General features: G+C 70.2%; 25 protein-coding genes. 10 read left to right on the plus strand and 15 right to left on the minus strand.

Translation table 11 applies throughout. From position 1 onward, the window contains the following. Positions 1-28: 28 nt before the first annotated feature. Positions 29-1,012 carry a pyridoxal-phosphate dependent enzyme gene (locus ACZ6ZD_RS07795; RefSeq protein WP_465669480.1) on the minus strand — a complete coding sequence of 328 codons (984 nt, stop codon included), beginning with the start codon at positions 1,010-1,012 and terminating at the stop codon, positions 29-31. Positions 1,013-1,015: 3 nt separating this feature from the next. After that, a complete protein-coding gene (locus ACZ6ZD_RS07800; protein ID WP_465669482.1) occupies positions 1,016-1,357 on the minus strand; it encodes a helix-turn-helix domain-containing protein in 342 nt (113 codons plus the stop codon). A 126-nt stretch (positions 1,358-1,483) separates the two neighbouring features. On the opposite strand from ACZ6ZD_RS07800, the gene ACZ6ZD_RS07805 reads away from it, so the two are divergent. Next, positions 1,484-2,047: a ClpP family protease gene (locus ACZ6ZD_RS07805; RefSeq protein WP_465669484.1), complete on the plus strand. Its 564-nt coding sequence runs from the start codon at positions 1,484-1,486 to the stop codon at positions 2,045-2,047. Here ACZ6ZD_RS07805 and ACZ6ZD_RS07810 read toward each other — a convergent pair. After that, positions 2,019-3,188, minus strand: coding sequence for a trans-sulfuration enzyme family protein (locus ACZ6ZD_RS07810; RefSeq protein WP_465669486.1), 1,170 nt, complete (start codon positions 3,186-3,188; stop codon positions 2,019-2,021). The genes ACZ6ZD_RS07805 and ACZ6ZD_RS07810 overlap by 29 nt on opposite strands. A gap of 148 nt (positions 3,189-3,336) precedes the next feature. Here ACZ6ZD_RS07810 and ACZ6ZD_RS07815 point away from each other — a divergent pair, with 148 nt between their 5' ends. Beyond that, positions 3,337-3,852, plus strand: a complete 516-nt coding sequence (locus ACZ6ZD_RS07815) for an Lrp/AsnC family transcriptional regulator (protein ID WP_465669488.1) — start codon at positions 3,337-3,339, stop codon at positions 3,850-3,852. Here the strand turns inward: ACZ6ZD_RS07815 and ACZ6ZD_RS07820 are convergent. The 3 genes from ACZ6ZD_RS07820 to ACZ6ZD_RS07830 form a co-directional block, all read right to left on the minus strand. Further along, the gene (locus ACZ6ZD_RS07820; RefSeq protein WP_465669490.1) at positions 3,839-4,831 is read right to left on the minus strand and encodes an LLM class flavin-dependent oxidoreductase; all 993 of its coding nucleotides are present in this window, start codon (positions 4,829-4,831) and stop codon (positions 3,839-3,841) included. The genes ACZ6ZD_RS07815 and ACZ6ZD_RS07820 overlap by 14 nt on opposite strands. 386 nt (positions 4,832-5,217) lie before the next feature. Continuing rightward, positions 5,218-5,745 (minus strand): NADPH-dependent FMN reductase, encoded by a 528-nt coding sequence (locus ACZ6ZD_RS07825; RefSeq protein WP_465669492.1) that lies wholly within the window; start codon positions 5,743-5,745, stop codon positions 5,218-5,220. Between the two features lie 35 nt (positions 5,746-5,780). Beyond that, positions 5,781-6,191, minus strand: coding sequence for a hypothetical protein (locus tag ACZ6ZD_RS07830; protein ID WP_465669494.1), 411 nt, complete (start codon positions 6,189-6,191; stop codon positions 5,781-5,783). Positions 6,192-6,315: 124 nt separating this feature from the next. Between ACZ6ZD_RS07830 and ACZ6ZD_RS07835 the strand changes: the two genes are divergently transcribed. Further along, positions 6,316-8,556: a HelD family protein gene (locus tag ACZ6ZD_RS07835; RefSeq protein WP_465669496.1), complete on the plus strand. Its 2,241-nt coding sequence runs from the start codon at positions 6,316-6,318 to the stop codon at positions 8,554-8,556. Here the strand turns inward: ACZ6ZD_RS07835 and ACZ6ZD_RS07840 are convergent. The 3 genes from ACZ6ZD_RS07840 to ACZ6ZD_RS07850 all read right to left on the minus strand — a co-directional run bounded on the left by ACZ6ZD_RS07840 (position 8,550) and on the right by ACZ6ZD_RS07850 (position 11,439). Further along, positions 8,550-9,158: a hypothetical protein gene (locus tag ACZ6ZD_RS07840; RefSeq protein ID WP_465669498.1), complete on the minus strand. Its 609-nt coding sequence runs from the start codon at positions 9,156-9,158 to the stop codon at positions 8,550-8,552. The genes ACZ6ZD_RS07835 and ACZ6ZD_RS07840 overlap by 7 nt on opposite strands. Beyond that, positions 9,119-10,867 (minus strand): histidinol-phosphatase, encoded by a 1,749-nt coding sequence (locus ACZ6ZD_RS07845; protein ID WP_465669503.1) that lies wholly within the window; start codon positions 10,865-10,867, stop codon positions 9,119-9,121. Before ACZ6ZD_RS07845 ends, ACZ6ZD_RS07840 begins: the two co-directional genes overlap by 40 nt. 341 nt (positions 10,868-11,208) lie before the next feature. After that, positions 11,209-11,439: a hypothetical protein gene (locus tag ACZ6ZD_RS07850; RefSeq protein WP_465669506.1), complete on the minus strand. Its 231-nt coding sequence runs from the start codon at positions 11,437-11,439 to the stop codon at positions 11,209-11,211. A 288-nt stretch (positions 11,440-11,727) separates the two neighbouring features. Between ACZ6ZD_RS07850 and ACZ6ZD_RS07855 the strand changes: the two genes are divergently transcribed. Next, complete coding sequence (locus tag ACZ6ZD_RS07855; RefSeq protein ID WP_465669508.1) at positions 11,728-12,306, plus strand: MarR family transcriptional regulator; 579 nt, start codon at positions 11,728-11,730, stop codon at positions 12,304-12,306. Here ACZ6ZD_RS07855 and ACZ6ZD_RS07860 read toward each other — a convergent pair. Further along, positions 12,303-13,136, minus strand: a complete 834-nt coding sequence (locus ACZ6ZD_RS07860; RefSeq protein WP_465669510.1) for a DUF3152 domain-containing protein — start codon at positions 13,134-13,136, stop codon at positions 12,303-12,305. The genes ACZ6ZD_RS07855 and ACZ6ZD_RS07860 overlap by 4 nt on opposite strands. A 124-nt stretch (positions 13,137-13,260) precedes the next feature. Here ACZ6ZD_RS07860 and ACZ6ZD_RS07865 point away from each other — a divergent pair, with 124 nt between their 5' ends. Then, positions 13,261-15,066 (plus strand): protein-arginine deiminase family protein, encoded by a 1,806-nt coding sequence (locus tag ACZ6ZD_RS07865; RefSeq protein ID WP_465669512.1) that lies wholly within the window; start codon positions 13,261-13,263, stop codon positions 15,064-15,066. Between the two features lie 23 nt (positions 15,067-15,089). Here the strand turns inward: ACZ6ZD_RS07865 and ACZ6ZD_RS07870 are convergent, their stop codons facing one another. Continuing rightward, a complete protein-coding gene (locus ACZ6ZD_RS07870; protein ID WP_465669514.1) occupies positions 15,090-15,566 on the minus strand; it encodes a GNAT family N-acetyltransferase in 477 nt (158 codons plus the stop codon). A gap of 124 nt (positions 15,567-15,690) precedes the next feature. On the opposite strand from ACZ6ZD_RS07870, the gene ACZ6ZD_RS07875 reads away from it, so the two are divergent. After that, positions 15,691-17,118, plus strand: a complete 1,428-nt coding sequence (locus tag ACZ6ZD_RS07875) for an LCP family protein (protein ID WP_465669516.1) — start codon at positions 15,691-15,693, stop codon at positions 17,116-17,118. 3 nt (positions 17,119-17,121) lie between these two features. Here the strand turns inward: ACZ6ZD_RS07875 and ACZ6ZD_RS07880 are convergent, their stop codons facing one another. Both ACZ6ZD_RS07880 and ACZ6ZD_RS07885 read right to left on the minus strand, forming a co-directional pair. After that, complete coding sequence (locus ACZ6ZD_RS07880; RefSeq protein WP_465669518.1) at positions 17,122-17,886, minus strand: SDR family NAD(P)-dependent oxidoreductase; 765 nt, start codon at positions 17,884-17,886, stop codon at positions 17,122-17,124. Between the two features lie 21 nt (positions 17,887-17,907). After that, positions 17,908-18,489 carry a TetR/AcrR family transcriptional regulator gene (locus ACZ6ZD_RS07885; RefSeq protein ID WP_465669520.1) on the minus strand — a complete coding sequence of 194 codons (582 nt, stop codon included), beginning with the start codon at positions 18,487-18,489 and terminating at the stop codon, positions 17,908-17,910. 37 nt (positions 18,490-18,526) lie between these two features. Here ACZ6ZD_RS07885 and ACZ6ZD_RS07890 point away from each other — a divergent pair, with 37 nt between their 5' ends. From ACZ6ZD_RS07890 to ACZ6ZD_RS07905, 4 genes are all read left to right on the plus strand, one after another. Beyond that, positions 18,527-19,375 (plus strand): Vgb family protein, encoded by an 849-nt coding sequence (locus tag ACZ6ZD_RS07890; protein WP_465669522.1) that lies wholly within the window; start codon positions 18,527-18,529, stop codon positions 19,373-19,375. A gap of 66 nt (positions 19,376-19,441) precedes the next feature. Continuing rightward, entirely contained in the window at positions 19,442-20,338 is an 897-nt protein-coding gene (locus ACZ6ZD_RS07895) for a UbiA prenyltransferase family protein (protein ID WP_465669524.1), read from the plus strand. 46 nt (positions 20,339-20,384) lie between these two features. Continuing rightward, positions 20,385-21,194 carry a phytanoyl-CoA dioxygenase family protein gene (locus tag ACZ6ZD_RS07900; protein ID WP_465669526.1) on the plus strand — a complete coding sequence of 270 codons (810 nt, stop codon included), beginning with the start codon at positions 20,385-20,387 and terminating at the stop codon, positions 21,192-21,194. A gap of 36 nt (positions 21,195-21,230) precedes the next feature. Further along, positions 21,231-21,560, plus strand: a complete 330-nt coding sequence (locus ACZ6ZD_RS07905) for a cupin domain-containing protein (RefSeq protein WP_465669528.1) — start codon at positions 21,231-21,233, stop codon at positions 21,558-21,560. Here the strand turns inward: ACZ6ZD_RS07905 and ACZ6ZD_RS07910 are convergent. Next, complete coding sequence (locus ACZ6ZD_RS07910) at positions 21,557-22,141, minus strand: YdeI/OmpD-associated family protein (protein ID WP_465669530.1); 585 nt, start codon at positions 22,139-22,141, stop codon at positions 21,557-21,559. The genes ACZ6ZD_RS07905 and ACZ6ZD_RS07910 overlap by 4 nt on opposite strands. Next, positions 22,138-23,103: a helix-turn-helix transcriptional regulator gene (locus ACZ6ZD_RS07915; protein WP_465669531.1), complete on the minus strand. Its 966-nt coding sequence runs from the start codon at positions 23,101-23,103 to the stop codon at positions 22,138-22,140. The genes ACZ6ZD_RS07910 and ACZ6ZD_RS07915 overlap by 4 nt, the downstream gene beginning before the upstream one ends. Positions 23,104-23,203: the final 100 nt, after the last annotated feature.

The raw sequence follows: 23,203 nt of genomic DNA on the forward strand, positions 1-23,203 counted from the left end.
GGCCGCAATCACGCCTGGCGAACCTGATTTACGACGCCGCCGCGGTACTGATCAACACGACCGTGCTGCCCGAATCGAGCGGCAGCCGCTCGCGCGCCGCGCGCAACCCCGCCAGCGTGGCGGCGCCGCTCGGCCCCGAGGTGACGCCGCCCGCGGCCAGATCGGCCGAGGCCTGCAGCGCCGCGTCGTCCGCGACCGTCACGGCATGATCGAGGCCCGCCTGCAACACCGGCCAGGCGAGCGCGGACGGCGTCCCGCAGTTCAGCCCGCCCATCACCGTCTTCGAGGTCGGGATACTCATCAGCTCACCGGCCAGCAGGCTCGTCGTCACGCAGGACGCCACCTCCGGCTCGACGCCGAGCAGCATCGGGGCCGCCTCCGTACTGCGGTAGTGCGTGACGGCCGCCTGCGCGATCGACCCGACGCCCATCGGGACGACGACCAGGTCGGCCGGCTCCTCGATCTCGCGGAACAGCGTCGAGTACCCGTCGACGATCCACTGCGGCACGACCTCGTACCCCGGCCAGGCCGAATCCTGGATCAGCAGCCGGTCGTCCCCGGCGTACGCCGCCGCCTCGGCGACCGCGGCGTCGTACGAATCCGGGACGACGGTCACCGTCGCCCCCTCGGACCGGATCGCCGCGATCGCGCTCTCCGGGACGACGTCCGGGACGAAGATCTGCGCCGGCAGCGACAGCATCGACGCGCGCCGGGCGACCGCCCGGCCGTGGTTGCCGTCGGTCGCCGTCACCAGCTCGGCCGGGCCCGGCCGCTCGCGCAGCTTGCGGTGGATCGCCCACCACGCGCCGAGCGCCTTGAACGCGGGCAGCCCGAGCCGCGAGGACTCGTCCTTCACCAGCACCCGGCCCACGCCCAGCTCGGCCGCCAGCGCCGGCACCGGTGTCAGCGGAGTCGGCCGGTACGCCGGCAGGCTCTGATGGAACGCGAGCACATCCGCGGGAGCAGGCGTCGTCCGCCACGCCCGCGCGGACGGGTTCGAGTACCAGTTCACCAACTAAGCGACCAATGCGAAGGCGGAGTACGCCGTTGGGGTGCCGACCTGGCGCGGAGCCGACTGCTCGACCCGGATGGACGTCGTCTGCAGCCGGATCGGGAGCGTCGAGCGGACGGCGGTGGCGAGGTCGAACTGGACCTCGGTCAGCAGGTCGGTCAGCTCCAGCTCAAGGCCGCGGCAGATCGCGGCGAGGATCTCCGACGAGGGCTCCTTGCGGCCGCGCTCGATCTCGGACAAGTAGGGCACGGACACCTGGGCCCGCTCGGCCAGCTCGCGCAGGGTGATCCCGCGCTCACGCCGCAGCCGCCGGAAGACGTTCCCGATCACCTCGCGTAACAGCACGTGTGGCCCTCCTCGGCTCCGATGTCCTGTACCGAGTGTGCCATCCGCGGGGGCTCTGCGGTGGGCAGATCTGCCACGGGCAGATTCCCGGGCCCGATCGGTCCGGCCGCCCGCAGGCTGGAGAGCATGAGCGAACTACCGAACAAGAACGTCTACGAGCGACTGATGTGGCAGCGCATCCTCGTACTGGGCGACGAACTCAAGGACGAGAACGCGAACGCCCTCTGCGCCCAGCTGTTACTGCTGAACGCCGAGGACCCGCGGGCCGACATCTCGCTCTACATCAACTCACCCGGCGGCTCCGTCTCCGCCGGGCTGGCGATCTACGACACGATGAACTTCATCAGCAACGACGTCGCGACGTACGGGATGGGCCTGGTCGCCTCGATGGGTCAGGTGCTGCTGACCTGCGGTACGCCGGGGAAGCGGTTCGCCCTGCCGCACGCGCGGATCATGATGCATCAGCCCACCGGCGGGATGGGTGGGACGGCGAGTGACATCAAGGTCCAGGCCGAGCAGGCGATCAAGGCCCGGGCGGACCTGGCGCAGCTGATCGCCGAGCGGACCGGCCAGCCGCTCGAACGGATCACCACGGACTTCGATCGCGACCGCTGGTTCACGCCGGAGGCCGCCCAGGAGTACGGGATCGTCGACCGGGTCCTTACCCGACCGGTCGCAGTGCCTGGCTGAACGCCTGCAGCAGATCGGCCGTGAGGTCCTCCGGGTCCTCGAGGCCGAGGGAGAGCCGGAGCAGCGCGTCGGAGGGTTTGGCGTCGGCAGCGACCAGGCGGTGCGTGAGGGCCGCCGGGTGCTGGATCAGGGTGTCGACGCCACCGAGGGACACCGCGTGGGTGATGAGCCGGAGCGAGCCGGCCACCTGAGCGGCGGCCTCGTAACCGCCCGCGACCGTGAACGCGACGACCGCCCCCGGCCCGGACTGCTGGCGCCCGATCAGCTCCTGCGGGTCGGACAGCCCCGGGTAGTAGACCTGCTCGACGGCCGGCTGCGCGCACAGCCAGTCGGCCACCTTCGCAGCGGTGGCCTGCTGCGCCCGCACGCGCACCGGCAGCGTCTGCAGTCCCCTGTGCAGTTCGTACGCCGCCAGCGGGTGCAGCAGGCCACCTGTCACCGCGCGGATCTGCCGAAGCCGGCCGACCCATTCCCTGGAGCCCGCGACGACGCCGCCCATGACGTCGCCGTGGCCGCCCAGGTACTTCGTTGCCGAGTGCAACACGAGGCTCGCCCCGTGCCGGGCCGGCTGCTGCAACACCGGAGTCGCGAAAGTGCTGTCCACCAGCACCGGTACGTCGCCCGCCTGCCGGACCACGGCGGCGATGTCGACCAGCTCGAGCGTCGGGTTGGCCGGGGTCTCGACGATCACCAGACCGGTGTCGGGCCGCACCGCCGCGGCGATCTCGTCGACGGCGACCCAGCTGACAGTTGTCCCCAGGAGGCCTGTGGATAACAGGTGGTCGCTGCCGCCGTACAGCGGCCGGACGGCGACCACGTGCGGCTTACCGACAGCGACCGTACCGAGCAGGCAGGCGGCCAGCGCTGCCATGCCGGAGCCGAACGCGACCGCGCCGTCGGTGTGCTCGAGCTCGGCGAGCGCCTCCTCGAAGCGAGCCACGGTCGGGTTCCACAGCCGCTGGTAGACGAGGCTGCCGCCGTCCGGGCCGTTGCCCTGCGCCAGCGCGTCGTACGACGCCCCGCCGGTGTGGACGTCGGGGAGCGGATAAGTCGTCGACAGGTCGATCGGCGGGACGTGGACGCCGAGCGCGGTCAGGTCATCGCGACCGGCGTGCACCGAGCGGGTGTCGAGCTGGGTCATGGCGAGCCTCCCGGGCGAGTTATCCACAGGTTTTGGTGACACAGAGTTTGGAATCTTCTGCAGATTGTGGGCAAGAGTTCCGAAGAAAATTCGTCCACAGGCCTGTCCACACGCTGTGGATTCTGTGGTCGCGCTCTACAGTGGTCTCATGCCGAAGGATCGTCGGAGCCCCGGACCGGCCCCTCGGGCCGTGCCGGCGAGCGGTCTCGACGAGGTGGATCGGGAGCTGGTCCGGCTGCTCGCCGTCGACGGGCGGATGCCGAACAACGCGCTCGCCGAGGCGACCGGGATCGCGCCGTCGACGTGTCTGACCCGCGTCCGGTCGCTGCGTGAGCGCGGCGTCATCCGCGGCTTCCACGCCGATGTGGATCTGGGCGCGCTCGGGCAGCCGCTGCAGGCGCTGATCGCGATCCGGATCGGGGCGCACTCGCGGGACGAGATCGACCGCTTCCGCGCGAAAGTCCCGGCGCTACCGGGGGTGTTGTCGCTCTTCCATGTCAGCGGCGCGAACGACTACCTGCTGCACGTCGCCGCCGCGACGCCCGACGCCCTCCGCGAGTTCGTCCTCGACCACCTGACCGCCGACCCGGCCGTGGCTCACGCCGAGACCAGCCTCATCTTCGAACACGTCCGCGGCGGGCGGACCGACCTCAGCGGGGTGTGAGACCCCAGGCCTTCGCGAGGGCCTGGACAGACTCGCGGCGCTCGGCCGGGTTGTGGATGTGCGTGGTCACGATGACCTCGTCGGCGCCGGCGCGGTTGGCGCGGCGGCGGAGGTCGGCGGCCACCTGGTCGGCGGTGCCGACGGAGACCAGGCCGGCCCACTCTTCGACGGCGGCCCGCTCGCCTTCGCTCCACGAGTGGGCGGCGGCTTCTTCGGGGGAGGGGAGCGGACCGGGACGGCCGGAGCGCAGGCGGAGCATCGACAGCGCGTTCGCCTCGGCGAGCTGCTGGGCGCGTTCCTCGGTCTCGCCGACGATCGCGGCCAGCGCCAGGATCGCGCGTGGCTCGGTCTCGTGCTCGAAGTGCTTGTAGTTCGTCTTGTACGCCGAGATCACGCCGGCCGGGTCGAGTGTGCCGAAGTGACCGGCGTACGCGAACCCCGTCCCGAGCGCGGCCGCGGCCTGCCCGCCGTACGTGCTCGAACCGAGGATCCAGACCGGCGGGAGCGGTACGTCGGACGGCTGCGCGGAAATCGGCTCGAACGGGTGCCCGGCCGGGAAACCCTCGGCGTACGCGCGCAGCTCGGCGTACTGCTCGGTGAAGTCATCGGCGCCGAGCGCCTCCCGGCTCCGCCGCAGCGCGAGCGCCGTCCGCTGGTCGGTCCCCGGCGCGCGCCCCAGCCCGAGGTCGATCCGATCCGGGAACAGCCCCGCCAGCACCCGGAACGTCTCCGCCACCTTCAACGGCGAATGGTTCGGCAACATGATCCCGCCGGCGCCCACCCGAATCGTCGACGTCACCCCCGCCACCGCCGCGATCATCACCTCAGGCGTCGAACTCGCCACACTCGGCAGATTGTGATGCTCAGCCAGCCAGAACCGCGCATACCCCGCAGCCTCCGCCACCCGCGCCAACTCCAACGTCTCGTGCAACGCCGCCGAAGGCGCCGTCCCACTAGGCACCGGCGACAAATCAAGCACGGACAAAGGCAAAGCTTCGCTGCTCACACCACCCCCAACCACCCCACCCCCACACCTATTCCACGCCGACGGCGTGTTGCACACGACGGGAGTGCGGACTGCCGCCGACGGGGAACAGACGCCAAGCGGCGGACCGCAGACGCGGCTGGCGTCGCCCCGGAACGGCTGGCGGCGGACGACGGACAGCTGGTGACCTCGGGCCGGGTCGGCTTGCGGGAACTCCTCTGCGGCCGCTGGATTGGCGAGCCGGACGAACGGCCCGGCCGCGACGGCGAACGCGAGCGGGCGGCCGGGGAGGGCAAGGCGGAGGGCACGTAGGGCAGCGGGAGGGGCGTGGGCATGCGTGGGAGGCGGGGGCGGGGTGGGTGGGGCCCGCAGCCGGCGTACTAGGACGGGTAGGGGGAATGGGATCGGGCTTCGCGGAGGGGGCGGGCCCACCAGGCGAGTTGGGTGAGGAGGGCGGTGGCGGCGGGGTGGGTGGTGGGGTTGGTGGGGTGGCCGGTGGGGGTGAAGTCGGTTTCTTGGAAGGTGAGGGTGTCGCGGGTGGTGACGGCGTGGAGTTCGGCGAAGACGAGGCGGAGTTGTTCGGCGGCGCGGAGGCCGCCGGAGCGGCCGCCGTAGACGACGAAGGCGACGGGTTTGGCGTACCAGGGGCGGCGGACGGCGTCGATCGCGGTCTTCAGGTCACCGGGGTAGGCGTGGTTGTACTCGGCGGTGACGATGACGACGGCGTCCGCCTCGTCGATCCGATCGGCGAGCTCGGGGTGCGGGACGGCGCTGAGGTCGATCAGGTCGGGTTTGAACTCGTCGGCCTGTTCGGCGGTGTGCTCGAACCAGCGGGTGACCACGGTCCCGAACCGCCCGGGTTCGAGGTTGCGGGTCAGCACGGCCAGCCGAAGCGGATGCACAGTCACGACCAGCGACGCTAATACCTCAACAACCCTTGAGGTCAACCCGCCGGGTACGGCGGCTCCGGGAGCCGGTAGCGCGGCGCGGCGGGCTTCGCCAGCCCGAGCACGGCGAGCACGACGCCGGCCGTGACCGCCACCCCGACCGCGACGATCAGCACGCTCGACAGCAGCTCCGACAACAACAGCAGCTCCAGCGCGCAGCCGCCGGCGACGAGCAGCGCGAACCACAGCCCGAGCCGGTTCCGCGCGATCAACAGCCCGGCAGCGACCAGCGCGAACGCCGCGCCGAAAACGGACGGGAAGCCGACGAAGATCAGCACGTAGCCATGCGGATCGCAATACGGCCCGCAGCGGTCGTCCGGCGAGGCCGCGTCGACCAGCTGCAGCACGATCGCGGCCGTGACCAGCAGCGTGACCGCCGCGTTCGCGATCCAGAGCCAGGGCTTCACAGCCACGAAGCTTAGACCGGGCCTACGAAAAAAGAGAGCGAGCAGATAAACTCATGGATTTGTGGCTGCCACCGAAATGCATTCGGGAGCCAATACAGCCGCATTTTATCACAAGGGGTTGGAATTGCCGAATCCGGTCGATGCCGAACAAGCGCATCTCAGCACGTTCTACGCCGCGCTCGACGACGAGCGCGCGAAGACCGAGCGGCGCACGGCGGACGAACTCCTGATCAGCACCCGGAACGCGCAGGCCCTGAACCAGCGCGACCACCGGATCCGCAACCTCGACAGCCGGCTGTCGAGGCTGAACCGCGCCGAGGAGGGCCTGTACTTCGGCCGCCTGGACGCCGCCGACGGCGAGGTGCTGCACATCGGCCGGCTCGGGCTGCACGACGCCGACTACGAACCGCTCCTGATCGACTGGCGCGCGCCCGCCGCGCGCCCGTTCTACATCGCGACCGCCGTGGCGAACCAGGGCGTCGTCCGGCGCCGGCACATCCAGACCCGGTTGCGCCGCGTGATCGACGTCCAGGACGAGCAGCTCGACCTCGGCCGGGAGGCCGCCGACCCCTCGAAACCGGGGACGGGCGTGATCGGCGAGGCCGTCCTGCTGAAGGCGCTGGACGCCCGCCGGACCGGCCGGATGGAGTCGATCGTCCAGACCATCCAGGCCGACCAGGACCGGATCATCCGCTCCGAGCTGCCCGGAATTCTCGTCGTCCAGGGCGGTCCGGGTACCGGGAAAACCGCGATCGCGCTCCATCGCGCGGCTTATCTGCTCTACACCCATCGCGAACAACTGGAAAAGCGCGGAATTCTGGTCGTCGGGCCGAATGCGGCATTCCTGCGATTCATCGGCCAGGTGCTCCCGTCACTCGGAGAGGACGGCGTCCGCCTGGTCACGATCGCCGAGCTGTACCCCGGCCTGACCGCGACCCGGCCCGAAGCGCCGGAGAGCGCGGCGGTCAAGGGCCGCGCGGTGATGGCCGACGTGATCGCGAAGGCGGTCGCCGATCGGCAGTGGGTCCCGGCCGAGCCCGTCGAGCTGCGCGTCGACCGGACGACGCTGACCGTCGACCCGGCGTACGTCGAAGCCGCGCGAGACCGGGCCCGCAGTCGTAACCTCACCCACAACCAGGCGCGGCCGTTCTTCATCACCGAGCTGATCGACTGGCTCACCAACCAGTACTCCGACCTGATCGGCACCGACCCGTTGGACGGGGAGAATCTGCTCGACGAGTACGACCTGGCCGAGCTGCGCAAGGAGATCCTCGCCGAGCCGACCGTGCACGCGCTGCTCGACCAGCTTTGGCCGCAGCTCAGCCCGCAACAACTCCTCGAAGACCTGTACGGCGATGAGCAGCGGCTCGCCGAAGCCGCGCCGCAGCTCAGCGAGCTCGACCGCGAGCACCTCCTCCGGTATGGCGCCGACTGGAGCCCGGCCGACGTCCCGCTGCTCGACGAAGCAGCCGAGCTGCTCGGCGACGACGGCACCGAAGCCGCGCGGGAGCGAGCCGCCCGGGCGCGCGCGGTCGCTTACGCCCAAGGCGCTCTGGACGTGCTGTCCGGCTCCGGCTCGACCGACTTCGACGAGGACGACGACTCCGAGATGCTGACCGCGAAGGACATCCTCGACGCGCAGATGCTCGCGGAGCGCTACGAGGCGGACGACGACCGCACACTGGCCGAGCGCGCCGGCGCCGACCGGCGCTGGACGTACGGCCACGTGATCGTCGACGAGGCGCAGGAGTTGTCGCCGATGGCGTGGCGAGCGATCGCGCGCCGCTGCCCGTTGCGCTCGATGACGGTCGTCGGCGATGTCGCGCAGACCAGCGCGATCGGCGGCGGCACGAGCTGGTCGGGTGCGCTCGGTGAGACCTTCGGCGACCGCTGGCGCCTGGCCGAGCTGACGCTGAACTACCGCACACCGGCCGAGGTGATGGAGCTGGCGAACGACGTACTCCACGAGGTCGACCCGGCCGCGACGACAGCGCGCTCGGTCCGCTCGACCGGTGTCCGGCCGTGGCATGCGGAGATCCCGGCCGCCGATCAGGCCTTGTACGTCTACAAGCTGGCCTCCGAGGAGACGCAGCACGGCGCGGTTGGCATCATCACCTCACGCAGCCGGCTGGAGCTGATCCAGGAGGCGGTCGACGGGCTGAGCGGTGTGACCGTGCTGACCGCCCGCGACGCGAAGGGGCTCGAGTTCGACTCCGTCCTAGTCGTCGATCCGGACGGGATCGTCATCGAGTCCCCCCGCGGCCTCCGCGATCTGTACGTCGCACTGACCCGCTGCACCCAGCGTCTGGGCGTGGTCGGCGAGCTGCCCGACGTCCTGCAGGATTCCCAAGCCTGGGCTCAGTGATCGGCGCAGCACTTCTGTTGGTGCTGCAGCTCGAACGGGATGAGCACGTTGCCGGCGGCCGGCTGGAGCTGCAGAACCAGCTGGCCCTCCCGGCGGACCGGGCGCAGGAAGTCGAGCGTGTCGACCAGGCTGTCGTCGGTGATCGGTAGGCCGCCGACGGCTTCCAAGTAGTCGATCCCGCACCGAGTGCGCAGCTCGGCCGCCGGCAGGACGCCGCGGCCCAGCTCATGACCCGGCCACCGGACGACGCGGCCCGCCGTCCCGAGTGCGGCTTCGACCGCGGCGACGTACGCACCGCGGACAAGCGGGCTCGGCCCGGCCAGCTCCGGCTGGGACGCGCCCGGCCGGGTGATGGCCAGACCGGCCTCCCGATCCGCGACCACCGCGCGAATCGGGTCGGCCAGGTCGGCCGCGCTGGTCAGCGAGACCGCGACGTGTGGGCGGTCGCCGCCCGCAACCATATGGGTGCAGGCGACGACCGGCTGGTCCACGGCCGCGAGCAGCTCGTACAGCAAGTGGTCGGCCGCGGCCGTGTCCTTGCTGTTCGCGTCGACGGCGACGATCACTTCGGCAGCACCCAGATCGGGTTCGTGTAGAACCACAGGTCGATCCACGGGTCCGCGTCGCCGACCACGTCGAGCGCCGGGCCGGCCGGGTCGATCGCCGCGCCGTGGTAACCCGGCTGGCTGCGGTTCCCGTCCGTACCCCGGACCCGGACGTACGACGCCTCCTCGACCCGGCCGAGCGGGTAGATCAGCTCGAACGTGCCGCGCTTGCCGGAGGTGTCCCACTGCCGGACGACCTTCGTCCGCGGCGCGGCGAAGGTGTCGCGATCCTTGACCGGACCGGTCACCTTGCCCTGGATGACGTCGACGCGGTTCAGCGCCGGGACGAAGTTCGCCCAGTTCGGCATCGTCTGCGTGGTGATCCGGACGACGAGCTCGACCGGACGGCCCTTCCGGACGACGAGCGCGCCGCCGAGCGGTTCGCCGTACCGCTTGCCGACCTCGCGGACCTCGACCTCGACGCCCTTGACGAGCATGCCGTGGTCGACCCAGACGCGGCCGTTGCGCAGGCCCTCCATCAGCGACAGGTAGTCGCGCCGGTCGGAGCCGACGTGGGTGCGGCTGTAGAAGCCGGGCCAGAAGTCGCCGGCGGTGGAGTTCAGCTGGTTGCCGTAGACCGGGTCCATGTACCGGCCGTCACGGTCGAACTGCTCCTGCGAGGAGCCGTCCGGACGCCGGGAAGTCTCGTTCCAGTTCACGTGCGAGTCGGAGTTCGCGCTGATCCACCACGGCTTGCCCTCGGCGAGCAGGCTGTCCCAGAGGCCGCCGACGGTGGCGGTCATCCAGTCGAAGCCGCCCCAGGTGCGGTAGCTCTCGGCCGGGTACGCCGGGAACGAGTTCGCGTTCGGGGAGTTGCCGTAGAAGCCGCGGGCGGAGGCGCCGCCGATCCCCTTCGGCAGGCCGGCCGCCTGGTGACCGGGCGCGCCCTCGAAACCGACCGCGATCCGCGGGTCGGCGTCCCGCCAGTTCCGGATCTCGTGCGGGCTGTCGATACCGTTGCGGGCCGGGTGGTTGGCCAGGAACAGCGCGTCGGCGACGCGGCGCTTGTCGACCTGCTGGCCGAGCCACTGGATGCCGGAGACCGCGAGCTGCTCGTTGACCGGGGTGTTGGCGCCGGCGTTCTTCACGTTGCCGTCGTAGCTGTTCTCGAACTGCTTCAGGACCTCGACCTCACGGTTGCCGGGCGCAACGAAGATCGTGCCGTGCTCGGCGGCCGGGATGTTCCACTCCAGGCCCTGGAAGATCAGCGTGTCGCGGAGCTCGGCGCGGGCAGCCTTGATCTGCGGGTTGACCAGGTCGACGCCGATCCGGGCGTGGGTCGCGCCGCCGTGGTCGGTGATGACCAGCCAGTCGAGGCCGAACGCGGCCGCGTGCCGGGCCTGGTCGATCACCCGGTACAGGCCGTCGGAGCTGAGCTGGGTGTGGATGTGGTGGTCGCCGGCCAGCCAGACATTGGGGCGGTTGCCGTGGCCGAAGACCCAGCCGTCCTTGGGTGTGTGCGCGGCCGCGACCTGGGCGCCGGTCACCGCGAGCGCCGCCGTACCGCCGAGGACGCCGGCCGAGCGGAGCAGCGCGCGGCGGGACACCTCGGTCGGCGACAGGTCACTGTCCGGGACCGACTCGTCCAGCGCGGCCAGCGTCGACGCGTCCAGCTCGGTGTTCGGGTGGTGGTGGTCGTGATCGTGCGAGTGCCCATGTCCGTGACCGTGGCCGTGCCCATGACCGTGGTCGTGCGAGTGCCCCATCTTTTCCTCCTGACAAAGGGAAATCTCGCGGATCATCACCTCCCCGGGTGTCTTCGAGGTGATGGTTCGGTGAACCGTTCGACGCACCTGCGACCCCGTCGCGACAACGAAAAACGCCCGCACCGGGCTGAGGAGTCCGGTGCGGACGTGGAGGTGTTTCGGGAATTCTTCTCAGGCGCATTACAGGGGAGAAAGCGGCGGGGAAGTGAGGAGCAGAACGCCAACGCTCACTTACCCGCCGAACCAGTGTCTTTCGTGGTCGAGGTGAGGTGCTCGGCCGGCCGTCGTCCGGGTGGGTTGTCTGGTGAGAAACGGAGACGGAAAGACACCGGGAGTTTTTCTCAGCGGGGTGCTACGTCCCACATGCGCTCGCCGGGCAGGGGGTCGGGGAGCCGGTCGACGTTGGGCATCGGCTCGTTGGTGACCCGGAGCCCGGCGAACCGACGGCTCATGGCGTGGGCGTACCGCTCGGCCAACGCCGGCTCGGCGTTGTAGTCGGCGATCACGTGCTCACCGAACCAGACCCGCACGCGACGGCGCTCGATGGTCTGGGTGGCGGTGGCGGTTGTCACTGGTCCTCCTGGCATGTTTCTCAAGGGATGGTCGGCGGAGGAAAGAATCGCGGGCGAGCGCGGTGACGATGCGCCGTTTGTGTTCACCGTCACGTCAGATCCAACGGAGCACCTGACCTTCGGGTCACGCCTCGATCTCGATTTGTCCGCCGCCGGGCAAACTTTTTCGGAACCGCCGGGACTCGATTCTTCGAGCACATTTTCGACTGTTCCGTCCGGCCCGGATTCACAGCGATTCCTCAGGAACGACACGCCGAGCTGTCGGCGGGACTCCGTACGCTGGACATCGTGACCATCGAAGAGACGGATACGAAGGCGCTGGCGGTCCCGGAGCGGGTGGCCGACGGGGTCGTGGGATCGGACCCTCCGGCGGCCATGGGGCTCGCGGCGGTGCAGACCGAGCACCTGATCGGGGATGTCGGCGACGCGTTGCGCCTGCTCGACGCGGTGGAGCGGGTCCGTGGTCACGCGCATCCGCTGGTCCTCGGCCTGCAGGACGCGGTCGGCCTGAAGATGCCGGCCGCGCTCGTCCTGAGCGCCGTCTCGAACGGGCGGACGACGGCCGCCGGCGTCGCCGAGCAGATCGGGACGACGAGCGCCGAGGCCGAGCTGGCGATCGCCGATCTGGTCGGGCTCGGGATGGTCCGCGGCGGCGCCGAGCTGGCCGTCACCTCGCTGGGCCAGGCGCGGCTCTCACAGCTGGACGCCCTGACCGTCCGCGTGCTCGACGTCGTCACGGGCATCCTCGGCCCGGACGACGCCGCCCACCTGATCCGCTTGTTGCACACCGTCGCCGACGGCCTGGAGTCCGCCTCCGTGAGCTCAGCCGCCAGCCCGGCGCTACCGCATGTCCTCCTGCAGAACTAGCTGACGCCCGGGATCGGGTCGTCGTACTTACCGAGCGGCCCGCGGTAGAGCTGGCCGTCGCGGTACGGCGACGGGTTCGCGACACAGCCGTGCAGACCGAGGGTCTGCTGCTGCATGACCGGCGCGGGCTGCCCGGCGGCCGGGCACAGCTGGTGCGCGTAGCCGAGGCGATGCCCGGTCTCGTGGTTGATCATGTACTTCCGGTACGTCGCCAGCGGCGCGCCGTAGTTCGGGGCGCCGTGCACCCAGCGGGCGATGTTGAGCACGACCCGGTCGCCGATCCGGCAGCTCGTGTACCGGTCCGGCGCGTACCCGCAGTAGGTGTCCCGGGTTTCCGGCGTGACGAACATCAGCCGGAAGTCGCTCGCGTCGCCCGGCCCGACCTGCTGGAAACGGAACTTCCCGCCCGCCGTCCAGCCGTTGACCGCGCCGTACGTGTCCCGGACGAACTTCGCCAGCTCGGTGTTGTCGATCCCCTTGATACCGCCCTCGATCGCGATCTGGAACCGGAAGAGCTTGCCCGAAGCACCTAGTACCCGACCGTCGGGGTCGGCGGGCAGCACGGTGAACTTCACGGTGCCGCGGGTCGGGTAGCTGATCGCGACCGGCGGCCGCGCCGGCCGCTTCGAGGCCTGCTCGCCACCAGCGCTGGGCTTCGGCGTCGGAGTGACGACGGGCGGCCGGTCGCCCTCCTGAGCCTGGTCGACGACCGGCCGCTCGGACTTCGCCGTCCGGTCGAACGGGCTGGCCGGCAGCTGATAGACCACCCCGACTCCGACCACCGCGACGGCGGCGAGTCCGACGATCCTGACAACACTCCAGCGACGCATCCGTTGCTCTCCTCACGACGTCCAGTCGCCTCTTCTTGCCCGTAGCACCGAACACCCTTCTCGGCACAGATGTGCTAAATTAAGTTCTAAGAAATACGTTCGTATCAAAAAGAGGAGAGGCTCGATGCTGCGCTGGACGACAGCTCTCGCGACCGCGACCCTGCTCGCCGCGAGCCCCGCCCTGGTTGCTCCGGCGCTGGCCGACGACGCGGTCCGCGGGACGCCGCTGAGCGCGAAACTCACGGCTGACGTCGATCGCGACGGCCGGCTGACCGCGGCCGACGACGCCGGTCGCGACACCTGGAGCGCGGCCCGCGGGGCGATCTTCCTGCCCAACCTGGACGACGACGGACGCCGTTGCCGCGTCGACCCGGCCGAGCTGGAGGCGGCCGGCCGCGCGGTCGACGACAAACTCGCGGCCTGCCACGACGCGGCCGACGAGCGGATCAACGGCCCGCGGGACGCGGCCGATCTGGCGCCCCTGAAGATCGAGGCGCTGCGCAACCTTTCCGCGGCCGGCGTCGGCACGGTGACCGTCAGCCCGGCCGACAAGGCTCGCGTCTTCGCCGACGGCCGTCCGGTCGGCCGGCTCACCGCGAGCCAGCTGCGCGCCGGCGTCCGGCTCGGGCTGGAGGGTCGCGACATCGTCCGCGACCCGAAGGCGTGGGACGGGCAGGTGACGGTCACGCTGACGGTGACCGATTCCGGCCGCCGAAGCAGCGATTCGGTGCGATTTCGCGTCTCTCCTTTGATGCTGCAGAACGATCTCCAACGCGCCCAGACCGTGCTGGCCGGCCGCCCGACCAAGGGACCCGGCTGGCCCAACGACGAGCCGCCGTACCCGGACGGCGTGCCGGGCGAATGGAAGCCGTTCGCGAAGACCTTGGGCACGGCGTCCAAGGCGGCCGGTGCGCGGCTGCAGTTCGTCACCGGGACGGCGAACGGCTGGAAGGACATGTGGCTGCAGGACACCTTCGAGCCGGCGACCGCGAGCATGCCGGCTGTCGGCGGCGCCCACACGATGCGCATCCTCATCCGCTCCGGCAACGTCTGGGACTACGACGGAGTCGCCACTCCGCGCCCGGCGGGCCGGCTGCTCTACCGCGACTTCCGGGGCCCGGACGTCGGCGTCGTCCAGGAGCTGGCGGACGCCGCGTCCCCGAGCCTCGACGATCTGCTGAACATGGGCGGCAACATCGAGACGCTCCCGCCGTACGCCGGGTACCCGCACGGCCGGATCGTCTACGGATCGGGCGAGCGCCGTCCGGACCGCGGCTTCATCACGATGGTGACGGGCCAGGGCTACCAGCCGCCGATCGTGGTCGACACCTCCTGGTTGATGATCGGCCACGCGGACGAGACGACGCACGTCGTCCGCGCCGACAACGCCCGCGGCTGGACCCTCGCCGTCGCCGACCCGCGACTCGCGATGCGTCTGCTGCACGACGTCCAGCGCCGCGGCGGCGGCAAGCAGAAGCTCTTCGCGGACACCAACTCACCGTCGAAGCCGACCGTTGACGAGATCGTCGCCAACGGCACCGCGGACAACGAAACCGCCGCCCAGCACATCGACGATCAGCTGAAGATCCTGCTGAAGGCATCCGGCCTTCGCCCTGACGAGCTGGTCCGGCTCCCGGTCCTTTTCGACCGAGTCCCCGGCACCGAGCTGTACAAGGCGCTGACGCCGGGCCTGGTCAACGGCATCTCCCTGACCGACCGCCACTTCGCCGCCCCCGACCCCCACGGCCCCAAGCTCAACGGCCGCGATCTCTTCCGCCAGACCGCCGAACGCGCGCTCGCTCGCACCGGCGTCCGCGTCCACTGGGTCGAGAACTTCTTCTGGTCCCACCTCGGCGGTGGCGAAGTTCACTGCGCCACCAACGCGCTTCGAGACACAAACAGGACAACGCCCTGGTGGAAAGGAGCCTGATATGCCCGCCGCATCCTGGTGACTCAGAAAGTCAACCGCAACCCCGGGTAGCGCGACCTGACGAACCCGAGCTGTTCGTACAGCGCGAGACCGTCGGGGGAGGCGTTCAACTCCACGACTCCCACGCCGGTCTCGTCCCGGAACCACTCCACCACCGCGACGACACACAGCCGCGCCAACCCCTGCCGCCGGAAGGCCGGCTCGGTGCTGACGTTGTAGAGGTGCCCACGCTGAGTCGTCGGGTCCTTCGGGCCCGGCGGGTGCTGGTTGACGTGGCCGACCGCGTTCGCGACCACCCCGGCCTGCGGGTCGTCGACGACGAACGCGGCGAAACCGCTCGGCTGGGCGAGCTGCTCGGCATACCAGGCTCGGGCGTTCTTGCGCCAGCGGGCGTCGGGTCCGCCGGGGTCGGAACCCATCCCCTCGATCATCAGGCCGCGGAGGTGAACCAGCGCATCCGCGTCGTCCGGGGTGGCTCGGCGGGCTTGGGGAGCGGTCATGGGGAGATCGTGCCAACTTTTTCCGGGGTGCGGGAATCAAAGGGGCGTGGCCTCGAGAAGCAGAGCTGGGTCCCGGGCGCGGCGAGCGAGACCTCGTGGGCGGTCGGGGGGCCGCGCGTTGGCGGTGGCGATCGCGGGGGCGTTGCTGCCGGGGGTGGGGTATCTGGCGGCGGGGAGGCGGCGGCTGGGGACCGTCGTGCTGCTGCTGACCTTGCTGGTGTACGGCGGGGCGGCGTTCGTCGTCCTGACGCGACGGGATCAAGTGGTCGCCTGGGCGTTGCAGCCTGATGTGCTGCTCGCGATGGTGGTCGGCCTCGGGGTGATCGCGTTGCTCTGGGTGACGGTGCTGGTCACGTCGTACAAGATGTTGCGACCGCTGCACGCGGGGCCGGGGGCCCGGCTGGCCGGGTCGGCGGTGATCGGGCTGGTCTGTTTCGGGCTGGCGACGAGTACGGCGATGGGCGCGCAGACCCTGATGGCACAGCGCGACCTGGTCCAGAAGGTGTTCTCCGGTGACGGCTCGAAGAGCCAGACCCGGCCGAAGATCAAGAACACCAAGGACCCGTGGGCCGAGGTCCCGCGGCTGAACGTGTTGCTCCTCGGCGCGGACGACGGCGAGGGCCGCCAAGGCACCCGGACCGACTCGATCATGGTCGCGAGTATCGACACCCGGACCGGACGGACGGCGCTCATCTCGCTGACCCGGAACTGGATGCGGATGCCGTTCCCGGAGGGGACCGCGCTGCACCGGCGGTTCCCGACCGGCTACTGGGATCCGGATGGCCCGAAGGAACAGCCGAACTACTACCTGGACGCGATGTACCGGATCATCCCCGCGGAGTACGGCAACCTGATCGGCCCGTCGGACAACCCCGGCGCCGACGTCCTGAAGATGTCGGTCGGCGAGGCGCTCGGGCTGAAGCTGCACTACTACGTGCAGGTCAACCTGGCCGGGTTCGCGCAGCTCGTCCAGGCGCTCGGCGGGATCACCGTGAACATCAACTACCGGGTCCCGGTCGGCGGTAACGACGACAAGAAGATCCCGCCGAACCGGTGGCTCGAGCCCGGGCCGGACCGGCACCTGAACGGCGCCGACGCCCTCTGGTTCGCCCGCGGCCGCTACGCCGTCAAGGGCGCCGACCTCGCCCGGCAGGCCCGGCAGCGCTGCACCGTGAAGGCGATCGTCGAGCGCGCGACCCCGCAGAACGTGCTCGCCAACTACCTCGATATCGCGAAGGCCGGCGAGCAGCTGATCCGGACCGACATCCCGCAGTCGATCCTGGGCGCGTTCGTCACCCTCGGCCAGCGGGTCAAGAACGGCGCCATCACCAACGTCGACCTGGACAAGCAGAAGAACTTCCCGAACGGCCGCGACCCGGACTACGCCGCGATGCGCAAGCTGATCCAGAAACACCTCGGCCCGGCCAAGCCCACCGCGAAGCCGACGACCCCGAAGACCCCGAAGCCGTCGACGACCCGCAAACCGACCACCGCGAAACCCGCACCCGACCTGGCCGAGGCCTGCGCCTACAACCCCGGCAACTACGGCTGACCCTCAGGCGTAGCGGACGCCGAGGCCGCCGTCGACGGCCCAGTTGGCGCCGGTGACGAAGGCGGCCGCGGTCGAGGCGAGGAAGCAGACAACCTCGGCGACGTCGGCCGGGGTGCCGATCCGGCCGAGCGGGTGGACGCCGATGGCGCGGTCGCGTTCGCCGGGGAAGGTGTCGAAGAACTCGTCGAGCAGATCGGTCCCGATGTAGCCGGGGCTGACCGCGTTGACGCGGACGTTGTGCGGGCCGACGTCGAGGGCCAGTGAGCGCGTCATCCCGACCAGGCCGGATTTGGCGGCGGCGTACGGGAACATGCCGGCGGTGGTCAGGTTCGAGTGGATCGACGCGATGTTGACGATCGCGCCGTGCCGGTTCGTGATCATCGACGGCAGGACCTGGCGCGCGAGCAACCAGGCGCCTTTGAGGTCGACGTCGAAGACGGAGTCCCACTCGGCGACGGTCATCCGGGTGGCATCGGCGTACGCATTCTTGCCGGCGTTGTTGACCAGGACGGTGGCCGGGCCGAGCTCGGCGGCCAGCTGCGCGACCGCTTCGGCGACCGACTCCTCAGCCGTGACGTCGCCGACGACCGAAGCTACCCGGACGCCGTTCGCGCGCAGCTCGGCCGTGGTCTCGGCCAGCTGTTCGGCCAGGATGTCGATCAACCCGACGGCAGCGCCTTCGGCTCCGGCCTTCTCGGCGACGGCGCGCCCGATCCCGCGCGCGGCTCCGGTCACCAGCACGACCTCGTCGGTCAAGCGTCCAGTCACGGCGGTCCCTCCCGTTAGGCGTCAGCTCGACCCTAGTCGGGCCGCAGCTCGCGCGTAGCGATCGGATTCGGCGCGGGTCATCGGCTGCCGCAGCAGCAGGAGCTGGTGGTAGATCGGCGCGGTCGCCGCCACACACACCTCGTACGCGTCGGTCCCGGCCAGCACCTCACCGCGGTCGATCGCGCGCTGCACCACGACACCCGAACGCCGGTAGCGATCGGCCCAGAACTCTCGCAACGCGTCAGCCGCCTCCGGCGTCCGGAAGGAGGCGGCGATCACGGCCCGAGTGATGGACGGCTCGACCGTGAGCGACTCGTACACCTCGCGATTGAGCGCGATCAGATCACCTTCGAGCGTGCCGGTGTCGGCCGGCGCCCACTCGTCGGTGGCGCCCGAGTCGAGCAGGTCGACGAGCAACCCACCGACGCTTTTCCAGCGCCGGTACACGGTCGTGCGGTGGACACCCGAGCGCGCCGCGACGCCGTCCATCGTGAGCCCGTCGTACCCGTACTCGGCCAGCTCCGCCACCACGGCGGCCAGCACCTCGGCACGCACCCGCGCCGTCCGGCCACCCGGCCTGCTTGCGCGATCACCCTCGCTCATGTCACGATCTTAACACTACATACGTCGCATTAAGGAGATGACTCTCTTGCTCCGCGTGGAGATTGCAGGCGCCGCCGACGGTCCGTACGGCGTCGCGTGCGCCGACGGCGCAGTGTGGGCGACTTTGGTCCATGCGGCTGCGGTCGCGCGCGTCGACGGCCGGCGGTTCGAGCTCGATCCCGGCGCGCGGCCGATGGTGATCGTGCCCGGTCCGGACGGCGGCGTCTGGTTCACCCGGAACGGCGACGACCACGTCGGCCACATCGATGCCGACGGCAACCTTTCGGCGATCGCGGCGCCGGGCGCGCCGTACGGGATCTGCGTCGGGCCCGACAACGCCTTGTGGTGCACGCTGATGAGCACCGACGAGGTGGCCCGAATCAGCAGCGACGGGACGCTGACGACGTACCCGATCGGGGTGCCCGGCGCGTTCCCGGCGATGATCACCGCGACGGACGAGCTGTGGTTCACCCTGAATCAGGGCAATGCGATCGGCCGGATGACGACGTCCGGCGTGGTCACGACCTACCCGCTGCCGACCGAGGCCGCCGGCCCGGTCGGGATCAGCGCGGGGCCGAGCCACATCTGGTTCGTCGAGATCCTCGCCGATCAGGCCGGCCGGATCACCGGCGACGGGAAGATCGAGGAGTTCGCGCTCCCGGCCGGCTCGAAGCCGCACGCGGTCGTCGCCCTGCCCGATGGCGGCTGCTGGATCACCTTGTGGGGCGCGGGTTCGCTGGTCCGGCTCGACGCGGACGGCGTCGTCCGGCGGGAGGTCGCGCTGGGCGAAGGGTCCGAGCCGCACGGGCTCGCGGTCGCTCCGGACGGATCGGTCTGGGTCGCCCTCGAGAACGGTTCCCTTGCTCACATTCCCGCTGGAGAGTGAGGGGACTCACGCCTGCGAAGGAGGCGCTTGCGCCGGCCGGAGGAGCACAGTGGAGTCGTGGCCATCATGGCTGGACTTCCGACAGCTCGCCGGGTTCGTGATGTCATCGCGGTCGGGCGGCCGGCGTTCTGGGTCGTCTCGATCGTGCCCTACTACGTCGGCATCTTGCTCGCGACGCGGCAGCTGATCCCGCCGCTCGAGGAGTGGCCGCGGCTCATCGTCGGCGCGGTCGTGATGGGCCCGCTGGTCTGGCTCGCCGTCCTCGCGGTGAACGACGCCTACGACCTGCCGAGCGATCGGCTGAACCCGCGAAAGGCGAAGTCGCCGCTCCTGGACGGGCGGATCACGCTGCGGGCCGCCAAACGCTTGGCCTTCGCAGCCGCGGTAGCCGCGGTCGGGATCAGCCTGCACGTCGGCATCGTGTTCGCGCTCGGCGTGCTGCTCGCCGTCCTGCTCGGGTACGCCTACAGCGTCCCGCCGGTCCGGTTGAAGACGCGCGCCGGGTTCGACGTCGCGGTGAACGCGCTGGCGCTCGGCGCCTTCGGCCCGCTGGCCGGCTGGGCCGCCATCAACCCGGATCTGAGCAACTTCCCCTGGCTGATGGGTCTGCAGGGAACGCTCGCCGCCGTCGGCCTCTACCTGCCGACCACACTGGCCGACCTCGACGCGGACCGCGCCGCCGGGTATCACACGATCGCCGTCCGATACGGCGCGCGGACGACGTACCGGCTCGGGTACGGCGCCTGGATCGCAGCGGCAGCCTTGTCGGTGATTCTGGCTGCGACCGACACGATCATCCCGCGCAGCATGCTGCTGCTCGAGGTCGTGATGGTGCCGGTGCTGGTGATCGCCTACGGGAAGCTGATCGGGCCGCGGCAGTCGTTCCGCGGGATCATCGTGCTCGCGGCGCTGTTCCTGCTCCCCTGTGGCACGTTCGCGCTGACGTACACCGGAGTAATTTGATCAGTGATCTTTACATCGATGGATCCGTTGTGGACCCTAAGGTCCCATGACTGCGACCCGCTCCGAGCTCGACGCCGACTACACCCTCAGCCGGTCCGATCTGGCGCATTTCACCGAGCACGGTTTCGTGAAACTGAAGAACGTGCTCAGCCCGGCCACGATCGCGGCGTACGAGCCCGAGATCACCGGGAAGGTGATCGAGCTGAACACCCAGCACGTCCCGCTGGCCGAGCGGGACACCTACGGCAAGGCGTTCCTGCAGGTGATGAACCTGTGGCAGGACAGCGAGCAGGTGCTCGAGTTCGTCTCGTCGCCACGGCTCGCCCGGCTGGCCGCGCAGCTGCTCGGCGTCCAGTCCGTCCGGCTGTACCACGACCAGGCGCTGTACAAGGAGTCCGGCGGCGGCGTGACGCCGTGGCATGCGGACCAGTACTACTGGCCGTTCACCACCGACCGCTGCGTCACCGTCTGGATCCCCCTCCAGGACACCCCGATGGAGATGGGCCCGCTGTCCTTCGCCGCCGGTAGCCACGTCTTCGAGCACGGCCGCGACCTGCCGATCAGCGACGAGTCCGAGCGCGTCCTGCAGCAGGCGCTGAGCGAACAGGCGTTCCCCGAGGTGTCCGAGCCGTACGAGCTCGGCGAGGTCAGCTACCACCTCGGCTGGACCTTCCACCATGCACCGGCCAACACGACGCCGGTACCGCGCCGGGTGATGACGATCATCTACGTCGACGCGACGATGGAGATCGCACCGCCGCTGAACAGCTTCCAGGAGAACGACCTCGCCAGCTGGCTGCCCGGTCAGCGGCCGGGCGAGCTGATCTCCTCGCCGCTGAACCCGATCCTGTACTGATCGACGTCTGTACCTATTGGTATGTACGATGCTGCCATGGAGCAGATCGTGCGTGAAGTCGTGTTGGATCAGGTGCTGCCGAAGGACCTGCCGGTCCGCCGGATGGAGGTGCGCCGGATCTCGATCGTCCCGGACGCCGCGGTCGGCTGGCACACCCACAACGGGCCGGTGTTCGGGAGTATCGAGACCGGGTCGGCGTTCTACCAGCTGCGCGACGAGGCGGAGGTCGTCCTGGGTCCGGGCGACCTCTTCTACGAGCCGGCCGACGAGCGGATCCGGTTCGACGCCGGGCCGGAAGGCGTCACGTTCCTGGCCTACTTCCCGCTGACCGACGGCCAGGAAGCAGCGCTGGACCTCGTCGACTAGAGCGTTCGTTTCTGCGGATAGATGGTCTCGCCGCAGCTGAGTTGCTCGACGTACAGGGCGATTCGTTTGGCGCGGGTCTCGGCGCGTTTGGCGTCGTTGACGCGATGGATGACGGCGAACCGGTTGGCGCTGGTGAGGATGTCGAACATCGCCTGGGCGCGCGGTACGGCGGCCAGCGCGGCGGCGAGCTCCGCCGGGACCTCGATGGTCGCGGGACCGGCGTACGCCTTGTCCCAGCGTCCGTCGGCCTTGGCCCGCTCGACCTCGGCGCGACCGGCCGGGAGCATCCGGCCTTCGCTCTCCAGGCGGGCGATCAGCCCGACGTTGCGCTGCGACCACAGGCTGCGGGCGCGGCGCGGGGTGTAGCGCTGGAGGAAGGTGTGCTCGTCGCGGGCCTTGCGCTGACCGTCGATCCAGCCGTGACAGAGCGCCTCGTCGAGGGCGTCGGTGATCGCGAGGCTGGTCGGCGTCGTCACGTTCTTCTTCGCAATCACCAGCCAGACGCCGTCGCTGCTCAGGTGGTTCGCGCCGAGCCAGGCATGCCAGGCCGCATGGTCCGCGAGGATCAGTTCGGCGGTCATGAAATCCCTTCCTGGTAACGGTTCGCGAGTTGCTCAGCCGCCTCGATCAGCTCGGGCGGGCCGATCAGCTGGAGGTCGCACTCGTACATGCCGAACGTCGCGGCCAGCCCGATCCACGACCAGGCCGACATGATCACCCGGCAACTGGTCGGCGTGACTTCTTCGACCACGGTGTCCCGCCCGGCCCACGGCGCGACATCGGACGCCGGCGTCTGCAGGATCGCCTCCCCGCGGAACGGGTACTGCTCGGTCGACTTGAACTGTTTCGCGACGTACGCCGCGACGTCCGGCGCGGGCAGCTCGCGCGGCGTGAACCGCGGCCCGGTCGGCGTCTTCGGCGTCATCCGGTCGACCCGGAACGTCCGCCAGTCCACGCGGTCGAGGTCCCAGGCGATCAGGTACCACCGGCCGCCCCAGGTCACCAGGTGATGCGGTTCCACCTTCCGCGGCGGCAACCACTCCCCCTCCGGCGCGCCCGGAGCCGCGTAGTCGAACCGCAGGACCTCGTTCGCCCGGACCGCCATCCCGATGGCGATCAGCTGGTCCGAGTTCACCGTCGTACGCCGAGTCGCGTACCGATCGATCGTCGTCACCTGCAGCGCGTCGACCCGCTGCCGCAACCGCGCCGGCATCACCTGCCGGACCGTCGCGAGCGCGCGCAACGCGCCCTCCTCGATCCCGGCGACCGTCGTCGTCGCGGTCTGCAACGCCACCGCGACCGCGATCGCCTGGTCGTCGTCGAACAACAGCGGCGGCAGCTCGGCGCCGGCGTCCAGCCGATAACCGCCGTCCGGCCCCTTGATCGCCCGCACCGGATACCCCAGGTCGCGCAGCCGATCGACGTCCCGCCGCACCGTCCGCGAACTCACCTCGAGCCGCTCGGCCAGCAACGACCCAGGCCAATCCCGACGCGCCTGCAACAGCGACAACAACGAAAGCAACCGAGCCGAAGTTTCGGACATACCCCAAGTCTCACACCAATACCGGCCAGCACCTGTCCGCTACCCCGGCGAGCTCCGCTGACTTCACCTACCGTATTGGTCCAGATCACTTACCGCCCGT

The sequence above is a fragment of the Kribbella sp. NPDC104218 genome (genome assembly GCF_055584105.1).

Excerpts from the sequence above, each read along its gene's own strand:
- ACZ6ZD_RS07805 (WP_465669484.1), top strand. The coding sequence starts at position 1,484 with ATGAGCGAACTACCGAACAAGAACGTCTACGAGCGACTGATGTGGCAG.
- ACZ6ZD_RS07915 (WP_465669531.1), bottom strand. The coding sequence starts at position 23,103 with ATGTCCGAAACTTCGGCTCGGTTGCTTTCGTTGTTGTCGCTGTTGCAG.
- ACZ6ZD_RS07890 (WP_465669522.1), top strand. The coding sequence starts at position 18,527 with ATGACTCTCTTGCTCCGCGTGGAGATTGCAGGCGCCGCCGACGGTCCG.
- ACZ6ZD_RS07860 (WP_465669510.1), bottom strand. The coding sequence starts at position 13,136 with ATGCGTCGCTGGAGTGTTGTCAGGATCGTCGGACTCGCCGCCGTCGCG.
- ACZ6ZD_RS07845 (WP_465669503.1), bottom strand. The coding sequence starts at position 10,867 with ATGGGGCACTCGCACGACCACGGTCATGGGCACGGCCACGGTCACGGA.
- ACZ6ZD_RS07900 (WP_465669526.1), top strand. The coding sequence starts at position 20,385 with ATGACTGCGACCCGCTCCGAGCTCGACGCCGACTACACCCTCAGCCGG.
- ACZ6ZD_RS07815 (WP_465669488.1), top strand. The coding sequence starts at position 3,337 with ATGCCGAAGGATCGTCGGAGCCCCGGACCGGCCCCTCGGGCCGTGCCG.
- ACZ6ZD_RS07885 (WP_465669520.1), bottom strand. The coding sequence starts at position 18,489 with ATGAGCGAGGGTGATCGCGCAAGCAGGCCGGGTGGCCGGACGGCGCGG.
- ACZ6ZD_RS07910 (WP_465669530.1), bottom strand. The coding sequence starts at position 22,141 with ATGACCGCCGAACTGATCCTCGCGGACCATGCGGCCTGGCATGCCTGG.
- ACZ6ZD_RS07810 (WP_465669486.1), bottom strand. The coding sequence starts at position 3,188 with ATGACCCAGCTCGACACCCGCTCGGTGCACGCCGGTCGCGATGACCTG.
- ACZ6ZD_RS07895 (WP_465669524.1), top strand. The coding sequence starts at position 19,442 with ATGGCTGGACTTCCGACAGCTCGCCGGGTTCGTGATGTCATCGCGGTC.
- ACZ6ZD_RS07870 (WP_465669514.1), bottom strand. The coding sequence starts at position 15,566 with ATGACCGCTCCCCAAGCCCGCCGAGCCACCCCGGACGACGCGGATGCG.
- ACZ6ZD_RS07865 (WP_465669512.1), top strand. The coding sequence starts at position 13,261 with ATGCTGCGCTGGACGACAGCTCTCGCGACCGCGACCCTGCTCGCCGCG.
- ACZ6ZD_RS07905 (WP_465669528.1), top strand. The coding sequence starts at position 21,231 with ATGGAGCAGATCGTGCGTGAAGTCGTGTTGGATCAGGTGCTGCCGAAG.